The organism is Streptomyces sp. NPDC050625, from assembly GCF_040654755.1.
In the GTDB taxonomy this organism is placed as follows: domain Bacteria; phylum Actinomycetota; class Actinomycetes; order Streptomycetales; family Streptomycetaceae; genus Streptomyces.
This window is the reverse complement of the sequence record NZ_JBFAIQ010000004.1, coordinates 29,450-49,157: the sequence shown is the minus strand read 5'-3', so window position 1 is coordinate 49,157 and position 19,708 is coordinate 29,450. Positions and strand designations below refer to the sequence as shown.

At 71.6% G+C, this 19,708-nt stretch carries 16 protein-coding genes; 11 read left to right on the top strand and 5 right to left on the bottom strand.

The features are described 5' to 3' along the window. Nucleotides 1–62: 62 nt before the first annotated feature. Together AB0I54_RS10670 and AB0I54_RS10665 are read right to left on the bottom strand one after the other, a co-directional pair. Nucleotides 63–1,151 (bottom strand): hydrogenase expression protein HypE, encoded by a 1,089-nt coding sequence (locus tag AB0I54_RS10670; protein WP_363295569.1) that lies wholly within the window; start codon nucleotides 1,149–1,151, stop codon nucleotides 63–65. A gap of 70 nt (nucleotides 1,152–1,221) precedes the next feature. Further along, nucleotides 1,222–3,009 (bottom strand): enoyl-CoA hydratase-related protein, encoded by a 1,788-nt coding sequence (locus AB0I54_RS10665; RefSeq protein ID WP_363296060.1) that lies wholly within the window; start codon nucleotides 3,007–3,009, stop codon nucleotides 1,222–1,224. A 343-nt stretch (nucleotides 3,010–3,352) separates the two neighbouring features. On the opposite strand from AB0I54_RS10665, the gene AB0I54_RS10660 reads away from it, so the two are divergent. Genes AB0I54_RS10660 through AB0I54_RS10635 form a run of 6 tightly spaced genes read left to right on the top strand, consistent with a single transcriptional unit; the run spans nucleotide 3,353 to nucleotide 8,665 of the window. Next, nucleotides 3,353–4,819 carry an ATP-binding protein gene (locus AB0I54_RS10660; RefSeq protein ID WP_363295568.1) on the top strand — a complete coding sequence of 489 codons (1,467 nt, stop codon included), beginning with the start codon at nucleotides 3,353–3,355 and terminating at the stop codon, nucleotides 4,817–4,819. Next, nucleotides 4,816–5,238: a roadblock/LC7 domain-containing protein gene (locus AB0I54_RS10655; RefSeq protein WP_363295567.1), complete on the top strand. Its 423-nt coding sequence runs from the start codon at nucleotides 4,816–4,818 to the stop codon at nucleotides 5,236–5,238. Before AB0I54_RS10660 ends, AB0I54_RS10655 begins: the two co-directional genes overlap by 4 nt. After that, nucleotides 5,235–5,597: a DUF742 domain-containing protein gene (locus AB0I54_RS10650; protein WP_363295566.1), complete on the top strand. Its 363-nt coding sequence runs from the start codon at nucleotides 5,235–5,237 to the stop codon at nucleotides 5,595–5,597. The genes AB0I54_RS10655 and AB0I54_RS10650 overlap by 4 nt, the downstream gene beginning before the upstream one ends. After that, nucleotides 5,569–6,192: an ATP/GTP-binding protein gene (locus tag AB0I54_RS10645; protein ID WP_363295565.1), complete on the top strand. Its 624-nt coding sequence runs from the start codon at nucleotides 5,569–5,571 to the stop codon at nucleotides 6,190–6,192. Before AB0I54_RS10650 ends, AB0I54_RS10645 begins: the two co-directional genes overlap by 29 nt. After that, complete coding sequence (locus AB0I54_RS10640; RefSeq protein ID WP_363295564.1) at nucleotides 6,189–7,427, top strand: cytochrome P450; 1,239 nt, start codon at nucleotides 6,189–6,191, stop codon at nucleotides 7,425–7,427. Before AB0I54_RS10645 ends, AB0I54_RS10640 begins: the two co-directional genes overlap by 4 nt. Beyond that, nucleotides 7,424–8,665, top strand: a complete 1,242-nt coding sequence (locus AB0I54_RS10635) for a cytochrome P450 (RefSeq protein WP_363295563.1) — start codon at nucleotides 7,424–7,426, stop codon at nucleotides 8,663–8,665. The genes AB0I54_RS10640 and AB0I54_RS10635 overlap by 4 nt, the downstream gene beginning before the upstream one ends. 150 nt (nucleotides 8,666–8,815) lie before the next feature. Here the strand turns inward: AB0I54_RS10635 and AB0I54_RS10630 are convergent, their stop codons facing one another. Beyond that, nucleotides 8,816–10,342: a helix-turn-helix domain-containing protein gene (locus AB0I54_RS10630; protein WP_363295562.1), complete on the bottom strand. Its 1,527-nt coding sequence runs from the start codon at nucleotides 10,340–10,342 to the stop codon at nucleotides 8,816–8,818. A gap of 239 nt (nucleotides 10,343–10,581) precedes the next feature. Here AB0I54_RS10630 and AB0I54_RS10625 point away from each other — a divergent pair, with 239 nt between their 5' ends. The 3 genes from AB0I54_RS10625 to AB0I54_RS10615 all read left to right on the top strand — a co-directional run bounded on the left by AB0I54_RS10625 (nucleotide 10,582) and on the right by AB0I54_RS10615 (nucleotide 13,444). After that, nucleotides 10,582–11,202, top strand: coding sequence for an L-threonylcarbamoyladenylate synthase (locus AB0I54_RS10625; protein WP_363295561.1), 621 nt, complete (start codon nucleotides 10,582–10,584; stop codon nucleotides 11,200–11,202). Between the two features lie 121 nt (nucleotides 11,203–11,323). Continuing rightward, on the top strand, nucleotides 11,324–12,079 hold the full coding sequence (locus AB0I54_RS10620; protein WP_363295560.1) for a dienelactone hydrolase family protein: 756 nt from the start codon (nucleotides 11,324–11,326) through the stop codon (nucleotides 12,077–12,079). A 165-nt stretch (nucleotides 12,080–12,244) separates the two neighbouring features. Next, complete coding sequence (locus tag AB0I54_RS10615) at nucleotides 12,245–13,444, top strand: glycoside hydrolase family 64 protein (RefSeq protein ID WP_363295559.1); 1,200 nt, start codon at nucleotides 12,245–12,247, stop codon at nucleotides 13,442–13,444. Between the two features lie 57 nt (nucleotides 13,445–13,501). Here AB0I54_RS10615 and AB0I54_RS10610 read toward each other — a convergent pair whose 3' ends face one another. After that, a complete protein-coding gene (locus AB0I54_RS10610; RefSeq protein ID WP_363295558.1) occupies nucleotides 13,502–15,895 on the bottom strand; it encodes a M4 family metallopeptidase in 2,394 nt (797 codons plus the stop codon). Nucleotides 15,896–16,216: 321 nt separating this feature from the next. On the opposite strand from AB0I54_RS10610, the gene AB0I54_RS10605 reads away from it, so the two are divergent. Beyond that, the gene (locus tag AB0I54_RS10605; RefSeq protein ID WP_363295557.1) at nucleotides 16,217–17,719 is read left to right on the top strand and encodes a metallophosphoesterase; all 1,503 of its coding nucleotides are present in this window, start codon (nucleotides 16,217–16,219) and stop codon (nucleotides 17,717–17,719) included. Between the two features lie 80 nt (nucleotides 17,720–17,799). On the opposite strand, the gene AB0I54_RS10600 is transcribed toward AB0I54_RS10605, so the two are convergent. Then, complete coding sequence (locus AB0I54_RS10600; RefSeq protein ID WP_363295556.1) at nucleotides 17,800–18,765, bottom strand: TauD/TfdA family dioxygenase; 966 nt, start codon at nucleotides 18,763–18,765, stop codon at nucleotides 17,800–17,802. Nucleotides 18,766–18,877: 112 nt separating this feature from the next. Between AB0I54_RS10600 and AB0I54_RS10595 the strand changes: the two genes are divergently transcribed. Then, nucleotides 18,878–19,708 (top strand): aldo/keto reductase, encoded by an 831-nt coding sequence (locus tag AB0I54_RS10595; protein WP_363295555.1) that lies wholly within the window; start codon nucleotides 18,878–18,880, stop codon nucleotides 19,706–19,708.

Below are 19,708 nucleotides of genomic sequence, written 5' to 3'. Positions count from 1 at the left end.
GGTGTCCTTCGTGTGCCGGGGGTCGGAAGGTGGGCGGAGGTGGGGTCAGGCGTGCCGCGGGTTCACCACGGACGCCGGTATCCGGTGGTGAGCTTGCGGCCCTTGTGGCGCCACTTCGGCTCTTTGTCGACGGTGTGGAGCGTGACGGAGCGCAGCCTGCGGATCACGGCTCCGTAGGCGCCGCTCGCGGCGGTGGAGAGGGTCGCGCCGGGGGGCTGGTCCATGAAGGGCATGAACTTGTCGGGGAAGCCGGGCATGGTGCAGGCGATGCAGATGCCGCCGACGTTCGGGCAGCCGCCGATGCCGTTCATCCAGCCCCGTTTGGGCACGTTGCACTTGACGACCGGGCCCCAGCAGCCGAGCTTGACCAGGCACTTGGGTGAGTCGTACGTCGAGGCGAAGTCGCCCTGTTCGTAGTAGCCGGCGCGGTCGCAGCCCTCGTGCACGGTGGCGCCGAACAGCCAGGACGGGCGGAGCTTGTCGTCCAGCGGGATCATCGGGGCGGAGCCGGCCGCCTGGTAGAGCAGATAGGTGAGCGTCTCGGCGAAGTTGTCGGGCTGGATCGGGCAGCCCGGGACGCACACGATGGGGATGCCGGCCTTGGACTTCCAGTCCCAGCCGAGGTAGTCGGGCACGCCCATGGCACCGGTCGGGTTGCCCTCCATGGCGTGGATGCCGCCGTAGGTGGCGCAGGTGCCGGCGCAGACGACCGAAAGGGCCTTGGGCGCGAGCCGGTCGATCCACTCGCTGGTGGTGATCGGCTGGCCGGTGGCCGGGTCGTCGCCGAAGCCGCACCAGTAGCCCTCGGGCTTGATGGCCTCGTTCGGCACGGACCCCTCGACGACCAGCACGAAGGGGTCGATCTCGCCGCGCTCGCCCTTGAAGAACCACTCGATGAACGTGTCGGCACCGCCGACCGGACCGCATTCGAAGTCGATCAGGGGCCAGTGGACTTCGATCTTCGGCAGTCCGGGCAGCACGCCGAGCGCGATCTGCTCGATGCTCGGCTGCATCGCGGCCGTCAGCGCGACCGAGTCACCGTCGCAGCTCAGTCCGGCGTTGATCCAGAGGATGTGGATCGTGGGCGTCTCGTCCGCGGGCGCGCCCGCGGTGTGCGTCGTGCCGGCCGTGTCGGGCGTCGCCGGTGTCATGGGACCGCCTCCTCGGGGAGGTAAGGGACTGAGGCATGCTTTTCGATTAGTGGATTCCTCGTATTTCTTGCTACCAGTGGTCCGGTGGCGATGAGACGCGGACTGCGTCCGTTCCAGTGACGCCGCCGACGTCCGTTCCGGTGACGCCGGCCCCGGACGGGTCCGGTCCCGCGGCTCCCCGGGCGCCGGGGCCCGCGGCGAGGTGCGGCGGTGTGCCCACGGGCCGCTCCTTGCGGACGAACGCGCGGCGCAGCGCGTGGTACGGGGCGCCCGGGTCGTCGAAGGTCCGGCGCATCCGGGCCAGCTCCCGCTCCCGGAACGCGGCGAGGGGTTCGGTGCTCTCCTGGCGGTCCAGCGACTCCTTCTTCGCCGCGATGCGGGACGGTGTGCCCGGCAGCGAGGCCAGCCGGGCGGCCAGAGCGCCCACCTCGGCGGTGAAGTCCCCGGGCCCGCAGTCGATCACCCGGTCGACGAGGCCCAGGCTCGCGGCGCTCGCGGCGCTCATCGGCAGGGCCTCGCGCATGAGCCGGCCGGCCGTGGCGGGGCCGACCCTGCGGGGCAGCGTGTACGTCCAGTACTCGGAGCCGTACAGGCCCATCAGCCGGTAGTGCGGGTTCAGTACCGACCCGGCCCGGCACCACACCTCGTCGGCCGCCAGGGCGAGCATCACGCCGCCGGCCGCGGCGTTGCCTCCGACGGCGGAGACGACGAGCCGGTCGGTGGTCGTCAGGACCGCCTCGACCAGGTCGTCGATGGCGTTGATGTTCGCCCAGGACTCCGCGGCGGGGTCGGCGGCGGCCTCGATGACGCCCAGGTGGATGCCGTTGGAGAAGAAGTCCCGCTGCCCGCCCAGCACCAACACGGCCGTCGGGCGTGCGCACGCCTCGCGGTACGCGGCGAGCAGGCGCCGGCACAGGGTGGTGCTCATGGCACCGCCGGGGAAGGAGAACGACAGGAAGCCGACGTTGCCCTCCTCGCGGTAGCGGATGTCCGCCCAGTTCTTCCCGGCCAAGGCCGGTGACGCGGACAGCTCCGGCAGGTGCGGAAGCCGGTCGCCGAGAGCGGTCACCGCAGGCTGCTTGAACGTGGGCGGCTGCCCCTGAACGCGCCGGCGCCGCAGTTCCGGGATCCAGACGGAGCCGTCCCTCGTGGCCCGGCAGATCGCCCCCGCCCGGGTGGCCAGCAGCGCTCCCGGGGCGCCGTGGAGTCCGGCCTCGGGGTGGCCGCCGTGCAGATACCACTCGTCGCCGAGCAGGGCGTCGAGCACGCCGGGCTGCGAATCCGCGGCGCGGAGCTTTCGGACGACGGTCTCGGTGGAGTCCGCCGCCCAGTCGATCCGGCGCACGCTCTGGTCGAGGTACGGGAGGGTGCGCCCGGCGTCCTGGCGCAGCGGGGTGTGATTCCCGTCGGCGAAGCGGTCCACGGCGAGCAGCACGGCCGACAGCGCGGCGTCGGCGATCTCGCCCCGGTACAGGTCGCTCTTGGACACGGGCGGGACCGGGCAGCGCACGGACGCCCACACGGCACCGGCGTCCATCTCCTCCTCCGCCTGAAGAACCGTCACTCCCCAGTGCTCGACGCCCTCCTGGACGGCCCAGTCGAGCGAGGACGGCCCCCGGTCCCCGACCGGCCCCGGGTGGACGACGAAGCAGGGCCGGGCGGACCACACCTCCCGGGGGATCGCCGTCTTCAGCATCGGGGCCAGGACCAGCTGGGGGGCGTGCCGCTCGACGGCCCGCGCGAGCGAACGGCCCGGCAGGGCGAGCTCCACCGCGACGGTGTGGCCGCGGTCGCGCAGCTCGGCGTGGACGCGCTGGGTCAGGCTGTTGAAGGCGCTGGCCACGAGCAGGATGTGCACGGCGTACTCCCGGCGGACGACGCGCCGGGCAGTCGTGCCCGGCCGACTGCGATGCTGCGTCACGGGCGGTCCTCGCACCGGCCGACAAGCGGCGGGGTCACCCGAAAGCGGTGGTCACGCCGCCACCCGGCCGTGTGGACATGGCAATTCAGACAGTCCACACAGAAGCGAGCAGATCCAGGGTCGATTCAAAGAGAGTTCTCGCCCAACCGTGCGAGTTCGGTCGATGACAGTGTGTACTGTGCTGCGAGCGCCCTCAGTGAGCGCCACGGACTCCCCCCTGCCCGACTTCCCGCACAGTTCCCTGCCCTGTTTCCTGCCCGACTTCCTTGGAACCCTTTCGATGATGGACATACCGGACCTGGTCGTCGGCGGTCTCGCCGCCGGCACGCTGTCCGCGCTCGCACTCGGCGGCGGTCTGCTCCGGTCCCGGCGCCAACGGGCGTTACTCCGGGCCGAGTTGACCGAGACACGGGCCCGCCTGGACAGTGCCCAGCAGGCGTTCACCGCCGAGGTCGAGCACCTCGCCGCGCGGCGCGTCCCGGCCGCCGCCCAGCAACTGGCGCATCCCCACGTCGTCGTGCCGGGCCCGGCCCGGCAGGAGACCGCCCATACGCCCGCGGGGATCGCGCTGGAGCACACGCTCACGGCGGTACGGGCCGAACTGACGGCGCAGCGCACCCGGATCGACGCGGCCGCCCAGGCGGGCCTGCGCGGTGCCACCCAGGAGATCCAGGCGGCCCTGTACCGGCTGCAGGACGCGCTGCGCAGCCTCCAACAGCGGTACGACGACCCCGAGTTGACCCAGACTCTGTTCGCCCTGGACCACGAGAACGAGCAGTCTCTGCGCCGGGCGCAGGTCGCCGCGGTGGTGTGCGGGGCCTGGGTGGGGCTCGCGCGTGAGGAGTCCCATCTGGTGGACGCGGTGACGGGCGCTCAGGCCCGGCTCGCGGGCTACCACCGGGTCCGCGTCCACAACCATCTGGAGCCGGGCACCGCCCTGGTGTCGCACGCGGTCGAGCCGAGCGCCATCATCGTCGCCGAGCTCCTGGACAACGCGCTGCGGCACTCCGCGCCGGAGACCGACGTCGTGGTCAACCTGGAACACGTCCACCACGGGGTGTGCGTCACCGTCGACGACGCCGGCCTGGGCATGACGCAGGACGAACGGGCCCGCGCCCAGCGGATGGTGGCCGGCGACGACCCCATCCTGCTCACCGACCTCGGTGACCCGCCCCGCATGGGCCTGGCCGCGATCGGCCGGCTGACCCGGCAGTTCGACCTGGGCGTCGACGTCTCCTCCCCCTCGCCGTACGGCGGTGTGCGCGCGGTGCTGCGCGTGGAGAGCCATCTGCTCAGCCGCGTCGACCCCATCGAGCAGCCGCCGGCGGCCAGCGCCCCGCGCTCGACGCGCAGGAGCACCGCCGCCGAGACCGCCGCGTCGCCGGCGCCGGCGCGGGCGAAGGCCGTACGGGACGCTGCGGCCGCCGCACCGAGCCGCGACGCCGCCCACGGGTACGGCACCGATCACCAGGACCCCGGGTCCGCGCCGGGGCACCAGGGCCCACGGGACGCGGACGGTCTTCCGCAGCGGCGGCGCCGTACCCGGGCCGCGGCCCCGGCCGCACCCGCGCCGCGCACTCCGGCCCGCCGCCCGGAGGACGCCGCCGCCGCGCTCGGCGCGCTGCAGCACGGCACCGCGGCGGCGCGCAGCTCCGCGGAAGCGGGCCGCACCGAGTCCGAACCGGCGCCCGCACAACGGGCCGCCGACACCGAACAGACCGAACACGAAGGGGGAGCGGCTCGATGACCAGCCGCGATGCAGGCGACACGGCGTGGGTGCTCGAACCGATCCTGCAGGTGCCGCACGTCGTAGCCGCCGTCCTGCTCACCCGGGACGGACTCGTGACGGGATACACCGACGCGCTGTCGCAGCCCTCGGCCGAGCGGGTGGCCGCCATCACCAGCACCGTGCAGGGTGCCTGCCGTAGCGCCGCGGCCGCGTTCGCCGACCGGGACCGGGCCGAGGTACGGCAGGTCGTCATCGAGTCCGACCACGGGTACGTGCTGATCGTGCCCACGGACCACGGCACGTGTGTCGCCGCGTACGGCGACCCCGAGGTGCGTCTCGACCTGCTGGCGCACCGGGTTCACTCGCAGGTGGCGCGGCTGGGCGAGAAGGCGATGGCGGCCGCGCCCAGAGCCGCCGGAGGCGGCGCGCCGGCATGACCGGCCGCCGTGGCGGCCGTCCCCTGGTTCCCGCGTATCTGTCGACCGGCGGTGTGGCCCGGCCGAGCCGCCCGTACCTGGAGCGGCTTTCGGTGCTCACCGCCGGCGGGGAGCCGGTGCCCACGGGGCTGCCCGCCGCCCAACTCGCCCTCCTGGACCTCCTGGACGGCGGGTCGCTGACGGTGATGGAGGCGGCGGCCCTGCTGGAGCTGCCCGTCTCCGCCGTACGCGTGCTGGCCGCCGAACTCGTCGACCGGAACCTGGTCCTGGCCCGCGCGCCGATCCCGCCCGCCGAACGGTTCGACCCCGACCTGCTGAAGAGAGTGGCCGATGGCCTCCGCGCCCTCAAGCACCAGTGACCGCCGCGGCACTGGTGGCATGCATCTGCCCGACACCGCCCGCCACCTGGTGAAGATCCTGGTCACGGGCCCCTTCGGGGTGGGCAAGACCACCCTGATCGACTCGGTGTCGGAGATCCGGGCCCTGCACACCGAGGAACACCTCACCGAGGCGTCCGCCCAGGTGGACGACCTCGACGGGGTGCGGGACAAGGCGACGACGACCGTCGCCATCGACTTCGGCCGGATCAGCCTGCCGGGCGGGGTGGTGCTGTATCTGTTCGGCACACCCGGCCAGGAGCGGTTCCGGCCGCTGTGGGAGGACATCGCGTACGGGGCGCTCGGTGCCCTCGTGCTGGTCGACAGCCGCCGGATCGACGCCTCCTTCGACGTGCTCGGCCTCGTGGAGGAGAGCGGGCTGCCGTACGCGGTCGCCTTCAACGCCTTCCCCGACGCCCCGAGCCACTACACCGGCGAGCAGCTGCGCGCGGCCCTGGACCTGGAGCCGGGCACACCCATGGTGACGTGCGACGCACGCGATGCGCACTCCTCCGTCGACGCGCTGCTCGCCCTGGTCCAGCACCTGATCGACGACCACGAAGCGGAGAACCGGTGACCACCCAGCCGACCGACCGGCGGTCCTCCACCGTTGCCGCGCCCGTGCGGCTGTGGGAGGACGGCTTCGCGAAGGACCCGCACCACTACTACGCGGCCCTGCGCGCCCAGGGCCCGGTGGGCTGGGCGGAGCTCGCGCCGGGTGTGCCGGCGTACGTCGTCACGGAGCGCGAGGCGGCGCTGGAGGTGCTGCGCGACACCGACGCCTTCTCGCACGATCCGCGCGCGTGGGAGGCCACGGTCCCCGACGACTCGCCGGTGCTCGCCATGATGCGCTGGCGGCCCAACGCCCTGTTCTCCGACGACGGCGCGCATGTCCGCTACCGCACCACGCTGATCGACGTCTTCGACCTGGTGGAGCCGCACGATCTGCGGGCCCGGGTGCACCGGGCGGTGCGGCTGCTGGTGAACCGCTTCGGGCCCCGGGGCGAGGCGGACCTGGTGGGCGAATTCACCCGGCCTCTGATGGCGTTGACCTTCAACAACCTGTTCGGGCTGCCGGACAGCCAGGGCGACCGGCTGAACGAGGGCCTCGGCAAGATGATGGAGGGCGGCGCGCAGGCCGCCGAGGGCGAGGCGGAGTTCGCCGAGTACGTGCTGAAGCTCATCGCCGCCAAGGTCGAGCGGCGCGGCGAGGACCTGCCGAGCCGGCTCCTGGACCATCCGGCCGGACTGACCGCGGAGGAGGTCACCTGGCAGGTGTTCCTCACCCTCGGCGCCGGCTACGAGCCGACCGCGAACCTGCTGTCCAACGCGCTGTCCCGCATCCTCGGCAATCCGCTCTACTACTCCACCCTCACCAGCGGCGCCCGCCCGGTCATGGACGCGGTGATCGAGGTGCTGCACCACGAGACCCCACTGGCCAACTACGGCATCTACTACGCCCGCAGACCGGTGTCGTTCCACGGGACGTGGGTCAGGACCGCGGTGCCGGTGGTGGTCTCCTTCGGGGCCGTCGGGCTGTTCGCCGAGCAGCGGGCGACCGCCGTCCGGCACCCGGCGGACGCCTCGCACCTGTCCTGGGGCGCGGGCCCGCACGCCTGCCCGGTCAGACACCACACGCTGCTCATCGTGACCGAGGCGATCGAGCAGCTCACCCAGTGGCTGCCCGACCTCGAACCCGTCGTGCCCCGGGACCGCCTCGACTGGCGGCCCGGCCCCTTCCACCGCTCACTGACGTCCCTGCCCGTACGGTTCAGCCCCCGCTCCCCCGACCAGCCAGGAGAGTTGTCTTGACCGTGACCGACCGCATCGACCGCTTCGCCATCGACCCGTTCGGCGCCGACATCCACGCCGAGAGCGTCCGGCTGCGCGCGCTTGGCCCCATCGTGCCCGTCGAACTGCCCGGCGGCATCCCCGCCTGGGCCCCCACCGGCTACGACGTCCTCAAGGAACTGATCCTCGATCCCCAGGTCAGCAAGGACCCCCGGCTCCACTGGCGGCTGTTCCCCGAGATCGGCGCGAACCCCTCCTGGGCCTGGATCCTGGGCTGGGTCGGCGTGGTCAACATGCTCTCCACCTACGGCCCCGACCACACCCGGCTGCGCAAGCTGGTGGCGCCGAGCTTCACCCACCGGCGCACCGAGGCGATGCGGCCGCGGGTGGAGGCGATCACGGCGGAGCTGCTGGACGCTCTGGAGGCCGCGGGCGCCGACGGCGAGGCGGTCGATGTGCGCCAGGCGCTCGCGCACCCGCTGCCGATGCGGCTGATCTGCGAACTGTTCGGTGTGCCCGAGGCGATGCGGGAGGACACCGCCGAGCTCATCGCGGCGATCATGGACACCTCGGACCCGACCCCGGAGCACGCCGCGTGGGTGCAGGAGCGGATCGGCGCGGTGCTGGGCGGGCTGATCGCGTACAAGGTCGAGCACCCGGGCGACGACATGACCACGGAGCTGATCCGGGTCCGGGACGAGGACGGCGACCGGCTCAGCGACGAGGAACTGCTCTACACGCTGCTGCTGGTGATCGGCGCCGGTTTCGAGACCACGGTCAATCTCATCGGCAACGCGGTCGTCGCCCTGCTGCGCGACCCCGGGCAGCTGGCGGCCGTCCGCTCCGGTGCCGTCTCCTGGGACGCCGTGATCGACGAGACGCTGCGGGTGCACCCCTCCATCGCCTCGCTCCCGCTGCGCTTCGCGGTCGGCGACCTGAAGGTCGGGGACGTCACCGTTCCGGCCGGGGACGCGATCATCACGACGTACGCCGCCGCCGGACTGGATCCCGCGCACTACGGGCCCGAGGCCGCTGTCTTCGACGCCTCCCGGGCGGCCGACGACCATCTCTCGTTCGGCATCGGCGTGCACCGCTGCATCGGCGCGCCGCTCGCCCGGGTGGAGGCGCTGACCGCGCTGCCCGCGCTGTTCGAACGGTTCCCGGATCTGCGGCTCGCCGTCACGGACGACAAACTGCGGCAGGTGCCGTCCTTCATCGCCTTCGGCTGGCGGGAGATCCCGGTCCGGCTGCGGGGCTGAGTGCGACAAGGGGCGCGACCGGTCCCCCGTTCCGGTCGTGCCCCCGCAGCAGGTGAACTTACGTGCAGGTGGAGCCGTTGGGTATCGCGGCCGTGCCCGTTTCGGGGCACGGAGGACTCACCCGTGCACAGGTGCGTCCGAATCACCCGGTTACGTACCGTGGAGTGCGGGTTCGGCGAGGTCACCGACCGCCAGCAGGGCCAGTACGACCTCGTACAGGTCGGTGCCCGCGGCCAGGAGCTGGCGCTCCAGCACGGGTTCGGCGCTGCGGACGTGTTCGCGCACGGTCTGGGCATGGACGCCCAGGTCCTGGGCGGCGCGCTCGGCGTTGCCACCCGCGGCGATCCAGGCGCGCAGCGTGCCGCGCAGGTCCCGTCCGTCCCCGGTCAGCCGCCCGAGCAGCTCATGGGCCCAGGTGCGCAGCACGGTCCCGGCGAGCAGGTCGCCGATCCGGACGGCACCCGGCCGCGGGTCCGTGCCGTACGCGGCGCTCTCCGCGCAGCCGGCCTGGGTGTTCAGGGCGAGATGGACGACGGCGCGGACGGTGAGATCGGAGAAGTCGGTGTCCAGCAGGCCTTCGACCCGGTCCATGCGGGCGCGTACGGTGTTGCGGCTGACGCCGAGCACCTTGGCGGCGCTCACCGCGGTGAACTCCAGGCCCAGCCGGGTGGTGGCCAGCAGTTCGGCGCGGGTGTGGTGGGGCAGGGTGTCCAGGGGGCGCAGCAGGTCGGCGGACCAGGCGCACAGCGGGGCGAAGTCCATCAGCCGCTCCGGATGGGTCCGTTCGGCGTAGACGGCCGCCTGGTCTGGGTGGAAGTGGGCGACGGCGAGCGCGCTGATGGCCTGGCCGTAGGCGGTGGCGGTCTGGGCGAGGCTCTGCCGGGTGCTGCCGCCGAGGAAGATGCCGGGGCGGCCGCCGACGAACGAGCGCAGCCGCTCCCCCGCCGCGGCCACGGGGCTGACGACGATGACGTGCCCGTCCATGGCGGGGCAGCGCACGACCAGTGCCTGACCGTCGGTCACGTCCAGGCATTCGTCGGCGAGGCTGTCCCGTTCCTCGGCGGTCCCCTCGACGACGTACACACTGGCCGTGTCGGTGTCGAGCAGTCCCGGCCACAGGCCCGCGGCGACCCGGCGGGCGGAGACGGTGTCCTCCACCATCAGCAGTTGCAGGATCGCCAGCCGCAGATCGGCCGCGGCGCGCCTGAGCCGGTGGCCGGCGGCGGTCAGCTCGCGGTCCCTGAGCAGCAGTTCGACGACCGCGGCGGTCCGGGTGACGATCTCGGCGGCGCGCCGGTCGAACGGGGCCTCGCGCGCCACGGCCAGCAGGCCCGTGGACGCCGGGCGCGGGCCGGGGTGCCGCACGGCGACCAGGCGCACGTGCCGGCCCGCGTCCTCGACGGCCGCGGAGGAGATCCGCCCGGTGACGACGCCGGTGACGAGCGCGTCGTCGAGCGTCATCCGCTCTCCGGCGAGCAGGACACCGTCGGCGCCCTGGAGGCAGGCCGTTCCGCGCACGGCCTGCGCGAGCCAGGCGACGACCCTGCGCAGGTCGCGCCCGGTGGGGCGGAGATGATCGAGCAGTTCCTCGGCCCACAGGGCGTCCGTGTCGTACGGCGTCTGTGAGCGCGGGTCCTCGTCCGCTCTGCGACCCACTGCTGCCCTCTCCTCGTCCATCGCGTTGACCTCGGCATTCGGAGGTGGACGTTACCCGACGGACGGTCGCGGGTCGCGGGGCTCCCGCCGTCGGCGGACCCTCCCCCGGGACCACCTGCGGAGCCGCTCCTGAACGGGCGGGCCGCACGGGGGAGTTCGGGGCGTCACACGATCGGCCGTGCCCGCCTCGCTCCGGATCGGGCACGGGTACCGGACCCCGCCTGCGTCGCGGGTGCCCGGTGACGGCATAAGCTCGGCGGATGGCGAAGTACTTCGACGTGCACCCCGAGAACCCGCAACCGCGCAGCATCGCCCAGATCGCCGACGCCGTGCGCTCGGGCGCGCTCATCGCATACCCGACCGACTCCTGCTACGCGCTGGGGTGCCAGCTCGGCAGCCGTGACGGCATCGACCGGATCCGTTCGATCCGCCGGCTCGACGACCGGCACCATTTCACCCTGATGTGCCGCGACTTCGCGCAGCTCGGCCAGTTCGTGCGCGTGGACAACGACGTGTTCCGGGCCGTCAAGGCATCGACCCCGGGCAGCTACACCTTCATCCTCCCGGCGACCAGGGAAGTGCCGCGCAAGCTGCTGCACCCCAAGAAGAAGACCGTCGGGGTGCGCATCCCCGACCACACGGTCACCCAGTCCCTGCTCGCCGAGCTCGGCGAACCGCTGCTGTCCAGCACGCTGCTGCTGCCGGACGAGGAGGAGCCGATGACGCAGGGGTGGGAGATCAAGGACCGGCTCGACCACGCGGTGGACGCGGTGGTGGACTCCGGGGACTGCGGCACCGAACCGACCACGGTCATCGACTTCTCCAGCGGCGAGGCGGAGGTCGTCCGGAGGGGAGCGGGCGACACGGCACGCTTCGAGTGACGCGCGAGGGCCGGTGGGCCGGGAGCGGGAAGGGTGATCTTGCGTGACACCATGACCGTGTACCCGCCGCGTCACGGAGGTCCCCCTCCGAACGACGATTCCTCAGGGAGGCTCTTGCGCCATGACCGCCGTACAGGGAACCGCCGTGGACATCCCGACCGAGGACGGCACCGCCGACGCCTATCTGGCCCACCCCGGCGACGAACGTCCCCGTCCGGCCGTCCTGTTCTACCAGGACGCCTACGGACTGCGCCCGTGCCTGAGGTCGATGGCCGACCGGCTCGCCGCGGCCGGCTACACGGTCCTGGTGCCGAACGTCTTCTACCGTCAGGGGCGGACACCGGTCGTCGAACTGCCCGAGTTCATCGATACGGGCGCCGACCCCACCATCTGGCAGCGGATCGGCCCCCTCGTGCAGTCGCTGACGCCCGATCTCGTCGCGCGGGACGCGGGCGCCTATCTGCGTTGGCTGGCCGACAGCCCGCTGGTCGCCGACGGCCCGGTCGCCGTGACGGGCTACTGCATGGGCGCCCGGCTGGCCCTGCTGACCGCCGGCACGCACCCGGACCGGGTCGCGGCCGCGGCCGGATTCCACGGCGGACGGCTCGCCACCGACACCCCGGACAGCCCGCACCTGGTCGCCGAACACATCACCGCGGAGCTGTACTTCGGCCACGCGGACCATGACCCGTCCCTGCCCGAGGAGCAGATCGAGCGGCTGGAGAACGCGCTCACGGCGGCGGGCGTACGGCATCGCTGCGAGGTCTACCCGGGTGCCCGGCACGGGTACACGCAGTCGGACACCCCGGCGTACGACCGCGAGGCCGACGAGCGGCACTGGGCGGCGCTGCTCGACCTGCTGGACCGCACCTTCTGAAACGCACCTTCTGAACCGGGCCGTAAGGTGCCCGCCGTGCGACGGGCACCGCACGGACTCCGTCCAACTCATTGACATGCACGCGCCCTGGCGCAACCCTGAGAGCGCTCTCAAACTGGTCCGGACCAATATCCGCACCACCCCGACCCCACACGGAGGTGGAGAGTGCTCGCAAGACTCACCCGTTCCGCGCTGCCCTGTGCGGCCGCGGCGACCCTGGTCGGCGCGCTGCTCGCGCTGGCCACGCCCGAACCGGCCGGTGCCGCCGTGCCGGACACGATCCCCCTGAAGGTGACCAACAACTCCGGCCGCGGCGAAGCGGTCTACATCTACGATCTCGGCACCCAGCTCTCGACCGGACGGCAGGGCTGGGCGGACGCGAACGGCACGTTCCACGCCTGGCCCGCGGGCGGCAACCCGCCGACACCCGCGCCCGACGCCGCGATTCCCGGTCCCGCCGCCGGGCAGTCGAAGACGATCCGGATCCCGAAGTTCTCCGGCCGGATCTACTTCTCCTACGGCCGAAAGCTCGACTTCCGGCTCACCACCGGCGGGTTGGTGCAGCCGGCCGTGCAGAATCCGAGCGACCCCAACCGTGACATCCTCTTCAACTGGTCGGAGTACACCCTCAACGACTCCGGGCTGTGGCTCAACAGCACCCAGGTCGACATGTTCTCCGCGCCCTACGCGGTCGGGGTGCAGCGCTCCGACGGAAGCGTGAGCAGTACCGGGCACCTCAAGCCGGGTGGCTACAACGGGTTCTTCAACGCGCTGCGCGGACAGCCGGGCGGCTGGGCCAACCTGATCCAGACGCGGTCCGACGGGACCGTCCTGCGGGCGCTCGCACCGCTGTACGGGGTGGAGACCGGGGCCCTCCCGGCGAACGTCATGGCCGACTACGTCAACCGGGTCTGGCAGAAGTACGCCACGACGACGCTCACCGTCACGCCGTTCACCGACCAGCCGAACACCAAGTACTACGGACGGGTGTCGGGGAACGTCATGAACTTCACCAACTCCTCGGGAGCGGTCGTCACCAGCTTCCAGAAGCCGGACGCCGACAGCATCTTCGGCTGCCACAAGCTGCTGGACGCCCCCAACGACGCCGTGCGCGGACCCATCTCCCGTACGCTGTGCGCCGGTTTCAACCGCTCGACCCTGCTGGTCAACCCCAACCAGCCGGACACCTCGGCGGCGAACTTCTACCAGGACGTCGTGACCAACCACTACGCGCGCAAGATCCACGCGCAGATGGCGGACGGCGAGGCGTACGCCTTCGCCTTCGACGACGTCGGGAACCACGAGTCGCTGGTGCACGACGGAAACCCGCAGCAGGCGTATCTGACGCTGGATCCGCTCAGCTGACACGGTGAGGTCCCGCACCCGGAGGGCATCCGGGTGCGGGACCGTGTCATTGCGAGATCAGCCGGTCGTCAGGGCGGTGTCGTCCACGACGAAGCTGGTCTGGAGCGAGGAGTCCTCGACTCCGTTGAACTTCAGCGTGACCGTCGAGCCCGCCAGCGAGGACAGGTCGAAGGACTTCTGGCTGTAGCCGGAGGCCGCGTTGAGGTTCGAGTAGGTCGCGAGGGTCTTCGAACCGGCGGTCACCGTCAGCTTGTCGTACTGAGTGCTGCTGGTGGTCTCCGAGGTGTCGATGTGCAGGTAGAAGGTCAGGGTCGCCTTGCAGCCCGCGGGGATCGTCACCGACTGGGACAGGGTGTCGGTGTGCGAGGTGCCGTACCCGTCCAGCCAGGCCTTGTAGGAACCGCTGTGGGACGCCTCACCGCTGGCGGTGGTGATGACCCCGCTGGTCGCCGTCCAGCCCGTGCTGCCCGACTCGAAGCCCGGGTTGCTGAGCAGCTGGGTCGACGAGCAGCCGCCGCCGGTGGAGCTGACGGTCCAGCCGAAGGTCGCGGTGCCGGTCGCGCCGGTGGAGTCGGTCACCGTGACCGTGGTGCTGGAGCTGCCCGCGGTGGTGGGCGTGCCGGAGATCAGGCCGGTCGAGCTGTTGATCGACAGACCGGCCGGCAGACCGGAGGCACTGTAGGTGAGCGCACCGCTGTTGGTGCTGCTCGCCTGTATCTGCAGGCTGACCGCCGTGCCGACGGTGGCGGACTGGCTGCCCGGGTTGGTGACCGTCACGCCGCTGCTGGGCGGGTTGATGTGGCTGCCGACGTTGATGCCGGCGAAGGCGTTGCCCACGCCCGCGTACTGGGTCGAGTTGGTGCCGTACAGGGCCGCCGCCGCGTTGAGGGCCGCGGTGCGGGCACCGGCGTAGTTGGTGCTCGACGTCATGTACGTCGTCAGCGCCTTGTACCAGATCTGCAGGGCCGCGGCCCGGCCGATCCCGGTGACGGCGACGCCGTCCGAGGTCGGGCTGTTGTAGGTCACACCGTTGATGACCTTGGTGCCGCTGCCCTCGGAGAGCAGGTAGAACATGTGGTTCGCGGGGCCCGAGGAGTAGTGCACGTCGAGGTTGCCGACACCGGAGTACCAGCTGTCGGCGGAGCCGCCGTCCTTGCTGGGCTTGTCCATGTAGCGCAACGGGGTGCCGTTGCCGTTGATGTCGATCTTCTCGCCGATGAGGTAGTCGCCCACGTCGGAGGAGTTGTTGGCGTAGAACTCCACACCGGTGCCGAAGATGTCGGAGGTGGCCTCGTTCAGGCCGCCGGACTCGCCCGAGTAGTCCAGGCCCGCGGTGTTGGAGGTGACGCCGTGGCTCATCTCGTGGCCGGCCACGTCCAGCGAGGTCAGGGCGTGGGTGTTGCTCGTGCCGTCGCCGTAGGTCATGCAGAAGCAGCTGTCGTCCCAGAACGCGTTGACGTACCCGCTGCTGTAGTGGACGCGCGAGTAGGCGGCGACGCCGTCGTTCTTGATGCCGCTGCGGCCGAAGGTGTTCTTGTAGAAGTCCCAGGTCTCCTGGGCTCCGTAGGCCGCGTCGGCGCCGGCGGTCTGGGTGTTGGAGCCGGTCCCGTCGCCCCAGACGTCGTCCGAGTCGGTGAACAGGGTGCCGGTGCCGGAGGTGCCCCGGTTGAGGTTGTACGTCTTGTGGCCGCCGCGCGTGGTGTCGTACAGCTGGTACGTCGAACCGGAGAGCGTGGTGCTCAGCGAGACCGTGCCGCTGTACTGGGTGTTGCCGGTGCCGGTCTTGATCGCCTGGTAGCGGTACAGCTCCTTGCCGCTGGTGGCGTCGGTGATGACGTGCAGCTGGCTGGGCGTGCCGTCGTCCTGGAAGCCGCCGATCACCGTCTCCCAGGCGAGCTTCGGGGTGCCGTTGCCGGCCCAGATGACCTTGCGGGCGCTGTCGGTCGAGGGCTTCTCGGCGTCAAGTGCCCTGGCCGTCCTGAGGGCCTTGGTCTCGGCGGCCGCCTTGGTGAAGGTCGCGGTGGTGGAGGCGACCTTGATGGCGTGCTTGTTGTTGAAGGTGGTGCTGACCGTGCCGGCGGCCAGCGAGGCCGGCGGGGTGTGCACGACGAGGTCGCCGCCGAGGACGGGGAGCCCGGCGTAGGTGCGCTCGTAACGGGTGTGCACGGTGCCGTCGTTGTCCTTGGCGACGTCCCGGACGACCAGCTTCTCCTTGGCGCCGAGACCGATGGTGCGGGCGGTCGTGGCGGTCTTCTGCTGGGCGCTCTTGATCAGCGCCTTGTGCTGGGCGGGACTGAGCTTGGCCTCGAGACCGCCCGTGCGCAGCGGGCTGGGGTGGGGGGCGGCGGGCTTGGCGCTCGCCGGGACGGACTGGATGCCGACGGCAAGGAAGGCCGCGGTCGAGACCAGGGCGACTGCGACCGCGGAACGTCTGTGGGGAAGGCGTCTCACTCGAATTCCTCCTGCTGCGGCCGCCGGTTCGCGGCCGGTGACAGACCGGACAGACGGGGTGTGCTGTCCGGGACGAGCTCAGTTGTGCGGGAGCGTGGTCCGTGAACAGACCGGGGAGGAACGGTGTGGGGGGTCGCAGGGAGAATCGCAGCTTTGACCCGTCCATGTCAGTACTGCCGGTAACATTCAAGGGTTTTCCCTATGACGGCCCGCCCGACGGATCCACCGGCGGCTCAGGGGCCTCGGCAGGGACACGGTCAACGGACCTGCGCAGGCGAGCCGTTGGTGGGCTTCGCACCGGACATTGCTACGGTTCACGCCGTGTCTGACTCCTCACGCGATACCGCAGAAGGCGCCGGCTGGGGCACCGCCGAACGGGGCGCCTACAAGCAGCTGATGCCGGACCATGTCGAGAAGCTGTCGTGGCTCAGCCCGAAGACGCTGTGGGCCGCCCGCAACGGGGTGGTGGCGTCCTGGTTCGGGGACCCGACGGGCCGCACCCGCAGCCGCTGGGCGGCGCAGCGCACGGCCGCCGGTGCCGCCGCCGACAAGGTGGTCCGGCGGAACGATCCGGACCGTTTCTCCTTCATGGTCATCGGTGACACCGGAGAGGGCGACGACTCCCAGTACGCCGTCGTGCCGGGCTTTCTGAAGGCCAGTCAGGACACGTCGTTCGCGGTGATCGCGAGCGACGTGATCTATCCGGTCGGCGCCACCGACGACTACGGCACGAAGTTCTTCCGCCCGTACCAGGACTACCCGGCACCGATCTACGCGATACCCGGCAACCACGACTGGTACGAGGACCTCGGCGCGTTCATGCGCGTCTTCTGCGACGACGCCCCGCCCCTCGCCCCCGAACCCGCGCCCCGCCCCCTCACCCGCGCCTGGTGGCGTGCCCTGCTGTGGCACAGGCCCCGCCCGACGGACGAACAACGCCTCACCGAGGCACGGAAGTTGCGCTCGGCTCCGGCCCAACAGACCGCACAGCCGGGCCCGTACTGGGCCATCGACGCCGGACCGGTGCGGATCATAGGCATCGACACCGGTCTGCTGGGCACGATCGACGCCGAACAGGGCGCCTGGCTCCGCGAGGTGTCACAGGGACCCCGCCCGAAGATCCTCGTCACCGGGTCACCGCTGTACGTGGACGGCGAGCAGCACCCCTGCGCCATCGAGGGCGGCGGCACCGTCGACGACATCGTCCGCGACCCGGCTCACCACTATGTCGCGGCGATAGGCGGCGACATCCACAACTACCAGCGCTATCCGGTCGACGTGGACGGCCGCACCATCCAGTACGTGGTCTCGGGCGGCGGCGGAGCCTTCATGCACGCCACCCACACCATCCCGCGCGTGCAGATCGCCGACGTCACCGAGGACGACTTCCGCTGCTACCCGCTGCGCGGCGACTCCCTCGCCTTCTACAGCCGGCTGTACGGCCGGCGGCTGCGGCTGCGCCGCTTCTTCACGCTCACGGAGGCCGAGGCCGCGGCCGTCATCGCCGAGCGGCTCGGCATCAGGCCCGGCCGCGCCCCGGGCCCGGACACGCGCGTCACCCGGCGCACCCGGCTGGTCGCGAGCCTCCTGGGAGCCGGCGGCCGCCCCGACCGCACCTCCCGGTTCCGGCTTCCCGTGCGGAAGATCTACACGCAGCTCTTCTCGCCGGGCTCGGCGACCTACAGCCCGCCCTTCTTCAAGTGCTTCCTGCGTCTGGACGTCACCCCGCAGGCGGTGCGGCTGCGCTGTTTCGCCGCGACCGGCAATCGCGCGCAGGAGCTCGACCCGCCGGTCGAGGACGAGATCACCATCCCGCTGGTCTGATCACACGGACGCACTGTTCACCTGCCTGAGCCAGGGCCTGTCGCGAAAGTCCCGCCTGCCGGGCGGCGGCCCGGCGCCGGTCACCAGCGGCCCGGCTCGGTGCCGGTGAGCGCCTCCGACGCTCTGCCGTCCACGCCGACGGGCACCTCGCCGGTGAGCATCACCCGGTGCATGGTCCGGGGGAAAACGAGGTGGGCGTTGTCGCTGGGGGCCAGATGGATGGTGGCCCGGTTGTCCCAGAAGGCGACGCTGCCGGGCTCCCAGCGGAAACGGACCGTGTACTCGGGCCTGACCGCCTGCTCCAGCAGCAACTCCAGGAGCGCCGCGCTCTCCGGCCGGGACACCTCGGCGATCTGCTCGACGTAGTAGCCGTTGACGAACAGCACCCGCTCCCCCGTCTCCGGATGCACCCGCACCAGCGGGTGGACGGAGGCGACCTGATGGTCCAGCAGATGCCTCAGATACGCGTCGTCACCGGCCCGCGGCTGATAGCCGACGCCGAGCCGGTGTTCGGCCCGCAGCCCGTCGACGAACGCCCGCACGGGAGCCGACAGCCCGGCGTACGCGGCGGCCAGATTGGACCAGGTGGTGTCGCCGCCGTACGGCGGGACGGTCTCGGCGCGCAGGATCGTCGCGGCCGGCGGGTCGATGCGGGCTCCGTGGTCGCAGTGCCAGCCGCGCAGCAGTGTGTGCCGGCGGCGGCACAGCCACTCGTCGTGTTCCATGCCGAACCGTCCGCCCAGCTCCAGCCGGTCGGCCGTGGTCTCCACCTCGGGGAAGTCCGGCGGGGAGGCGCTGCCGCGCCGTCCGGGCACGACCGGTTCGCCGAACCGGCGCGCGAACGCCACATGGGTGGCGTGGTCGAGTTTCTGGTCGCGGAAGAAGACCACCTTCCAGCGCAGCAACGCCGCCCGGATCCGGGCGACCACCGCGTCGTCGAGCTCCTCCGCGAGGTCGACCCCGGTGATCTCGGCTCCGATGTGGCCGGCGACCGGCTTCACCTCGATCCCCGCGCCGCGCCGTGCCGTGCCCCTGTCCGTCGTCATGCACGCTCCGATCCGGTGCCGTCGTCGGCCGGGCCGCTCCGTTCTGCGGTTGATCACCACTCACCCTATCCATGACGCTGGGTGTACGACACAGCCGAGGAAAGGTCCCGCCTTGATCAGCATTCCGGCGCACCGGCTCAACGACGGTACGACGATCCCCGCCATCGGGCTGGGCACCTGGCCCCTGAACGACACGCAGGCGGAAGGGGCCGTACGCGGTGCGCTCGGCCTCGGTTACCGGCTCGTCGACACCGCGGCCAACTACCGCAACGAGGCCGGTGTCGGCCGGGGGATCGCGAGCAGCGGGATGCCCCGGGAGGAGCTCGTGGTGACCACGAAGCTGCCGGGCCGCCATCACGGCTACGAGGAGACCCTGGCCTCGTTCGAGGAGTCCCGTCGGCTGCTGGGCCTGGAGTACGTCGATCTGTATCTGATCCACTGGCCGCTCCCCCGCGTCGGCAAATACGTGGACTCGTGGAAGGCGATGATCAGGTTGCGCGAGGAGGGGCTCGTGCGGTCGATCGGCGTCTCCAACTTCACGCCGGAGCACATCGAGCGCCTGGAGCGGGAGACGGGCGTCTTGCCGTCCGTCAACCAGGTGGAGCTGCACCCGCTGTTCCCGCAGGACGAGCTGCGGGTCTTCCATGCGGGCAAGGGCATCCTGACCGAGAGCTGGAGCCCGCTGGGCCGGGGCAGTCTGCTGCCGGCCGATCCCAAGGTCGTCGCCGTGGCCGAGGCGCTGGGGGTGACCCCCGCGCAGGTGGTGCTGCGCTGGCACGTCCAGCTGGGTGCCCTCCCCATCCCCAAGTCGGCCGATCCGGGCCGGCAGCGCGAGAACCTCGACGTGTTCGGCTTCGAACTGGGCCCCGCCCAGATGGCGGCCATCTCCGCCCACCCCCGCACACGGCTCGGCGGGGACCCCGAGGTGCACGAGGAGTTCTGA

Coding starts and splice junctions, on each gene's coding strand:
- AB0I54_RS10670 (WP_363295569.1), bottom strand. CDS start 1,151: ATGACACCGGCGACGCCCGACACGGCCGGCACGACGCACACCGCGGGC.
- AB0I54_RS10660 (WP_363295568.1), top strand. CDS start 3,353: ATGATGGACATACCGGACCTGGTCGTCGGCGGTCTCGCCGCCGGCACG.
- AB0I54_RS10655 (WP_363295567.1), top strand. CDS start 4,816: ATGACCAGCCGCGATGCAGGCGACACGGCGTGGGTGCTCGAACCGATC.
- AB0I54_RS10650 (WP_363295566.1), top strand. CDS start 5,235: ATGACCGGCCGCCGTGGCGGCCGTCCCCTGGTTCCCGCGTATCTGTCG.
- AB0I54_RS10645 (WP_363295565.1), top strand. CDS start 5,569: ATGGCCTCCGCGCCCTCAAGCACCAGTGACCGCCGCGGCACTGGTGGC.
- AB0I54_RS10630 (WP_363295562.1), bottom strand. CDS start 10,342: ATGGACGAGGAGAGGGCAGCAGTGGGTCGCAGAGCGGACGAGGACCCG.
- AB0I54_RS10625 (WP_363295561.1), top strand. CDS start 10,582: ATGGCGAAGTACTTCGACGTGCACCCCGAGAACCCGCAACCGCGCAGC.
- AB0I54_RS10620 (WP_363295560.1), top strand. CDS start 11,324: ATGACCGCCGTACAGGGAACCGCCGTGGACATCCCGACCGAGGACGGC.
- AB0I54_RS10600 (WP_363295556.1), bottom strand. CDS start 18,765: ATGACGACGGACAGGGGCACGGCACGGCGCGGCGCGGGGATCGAGGTG.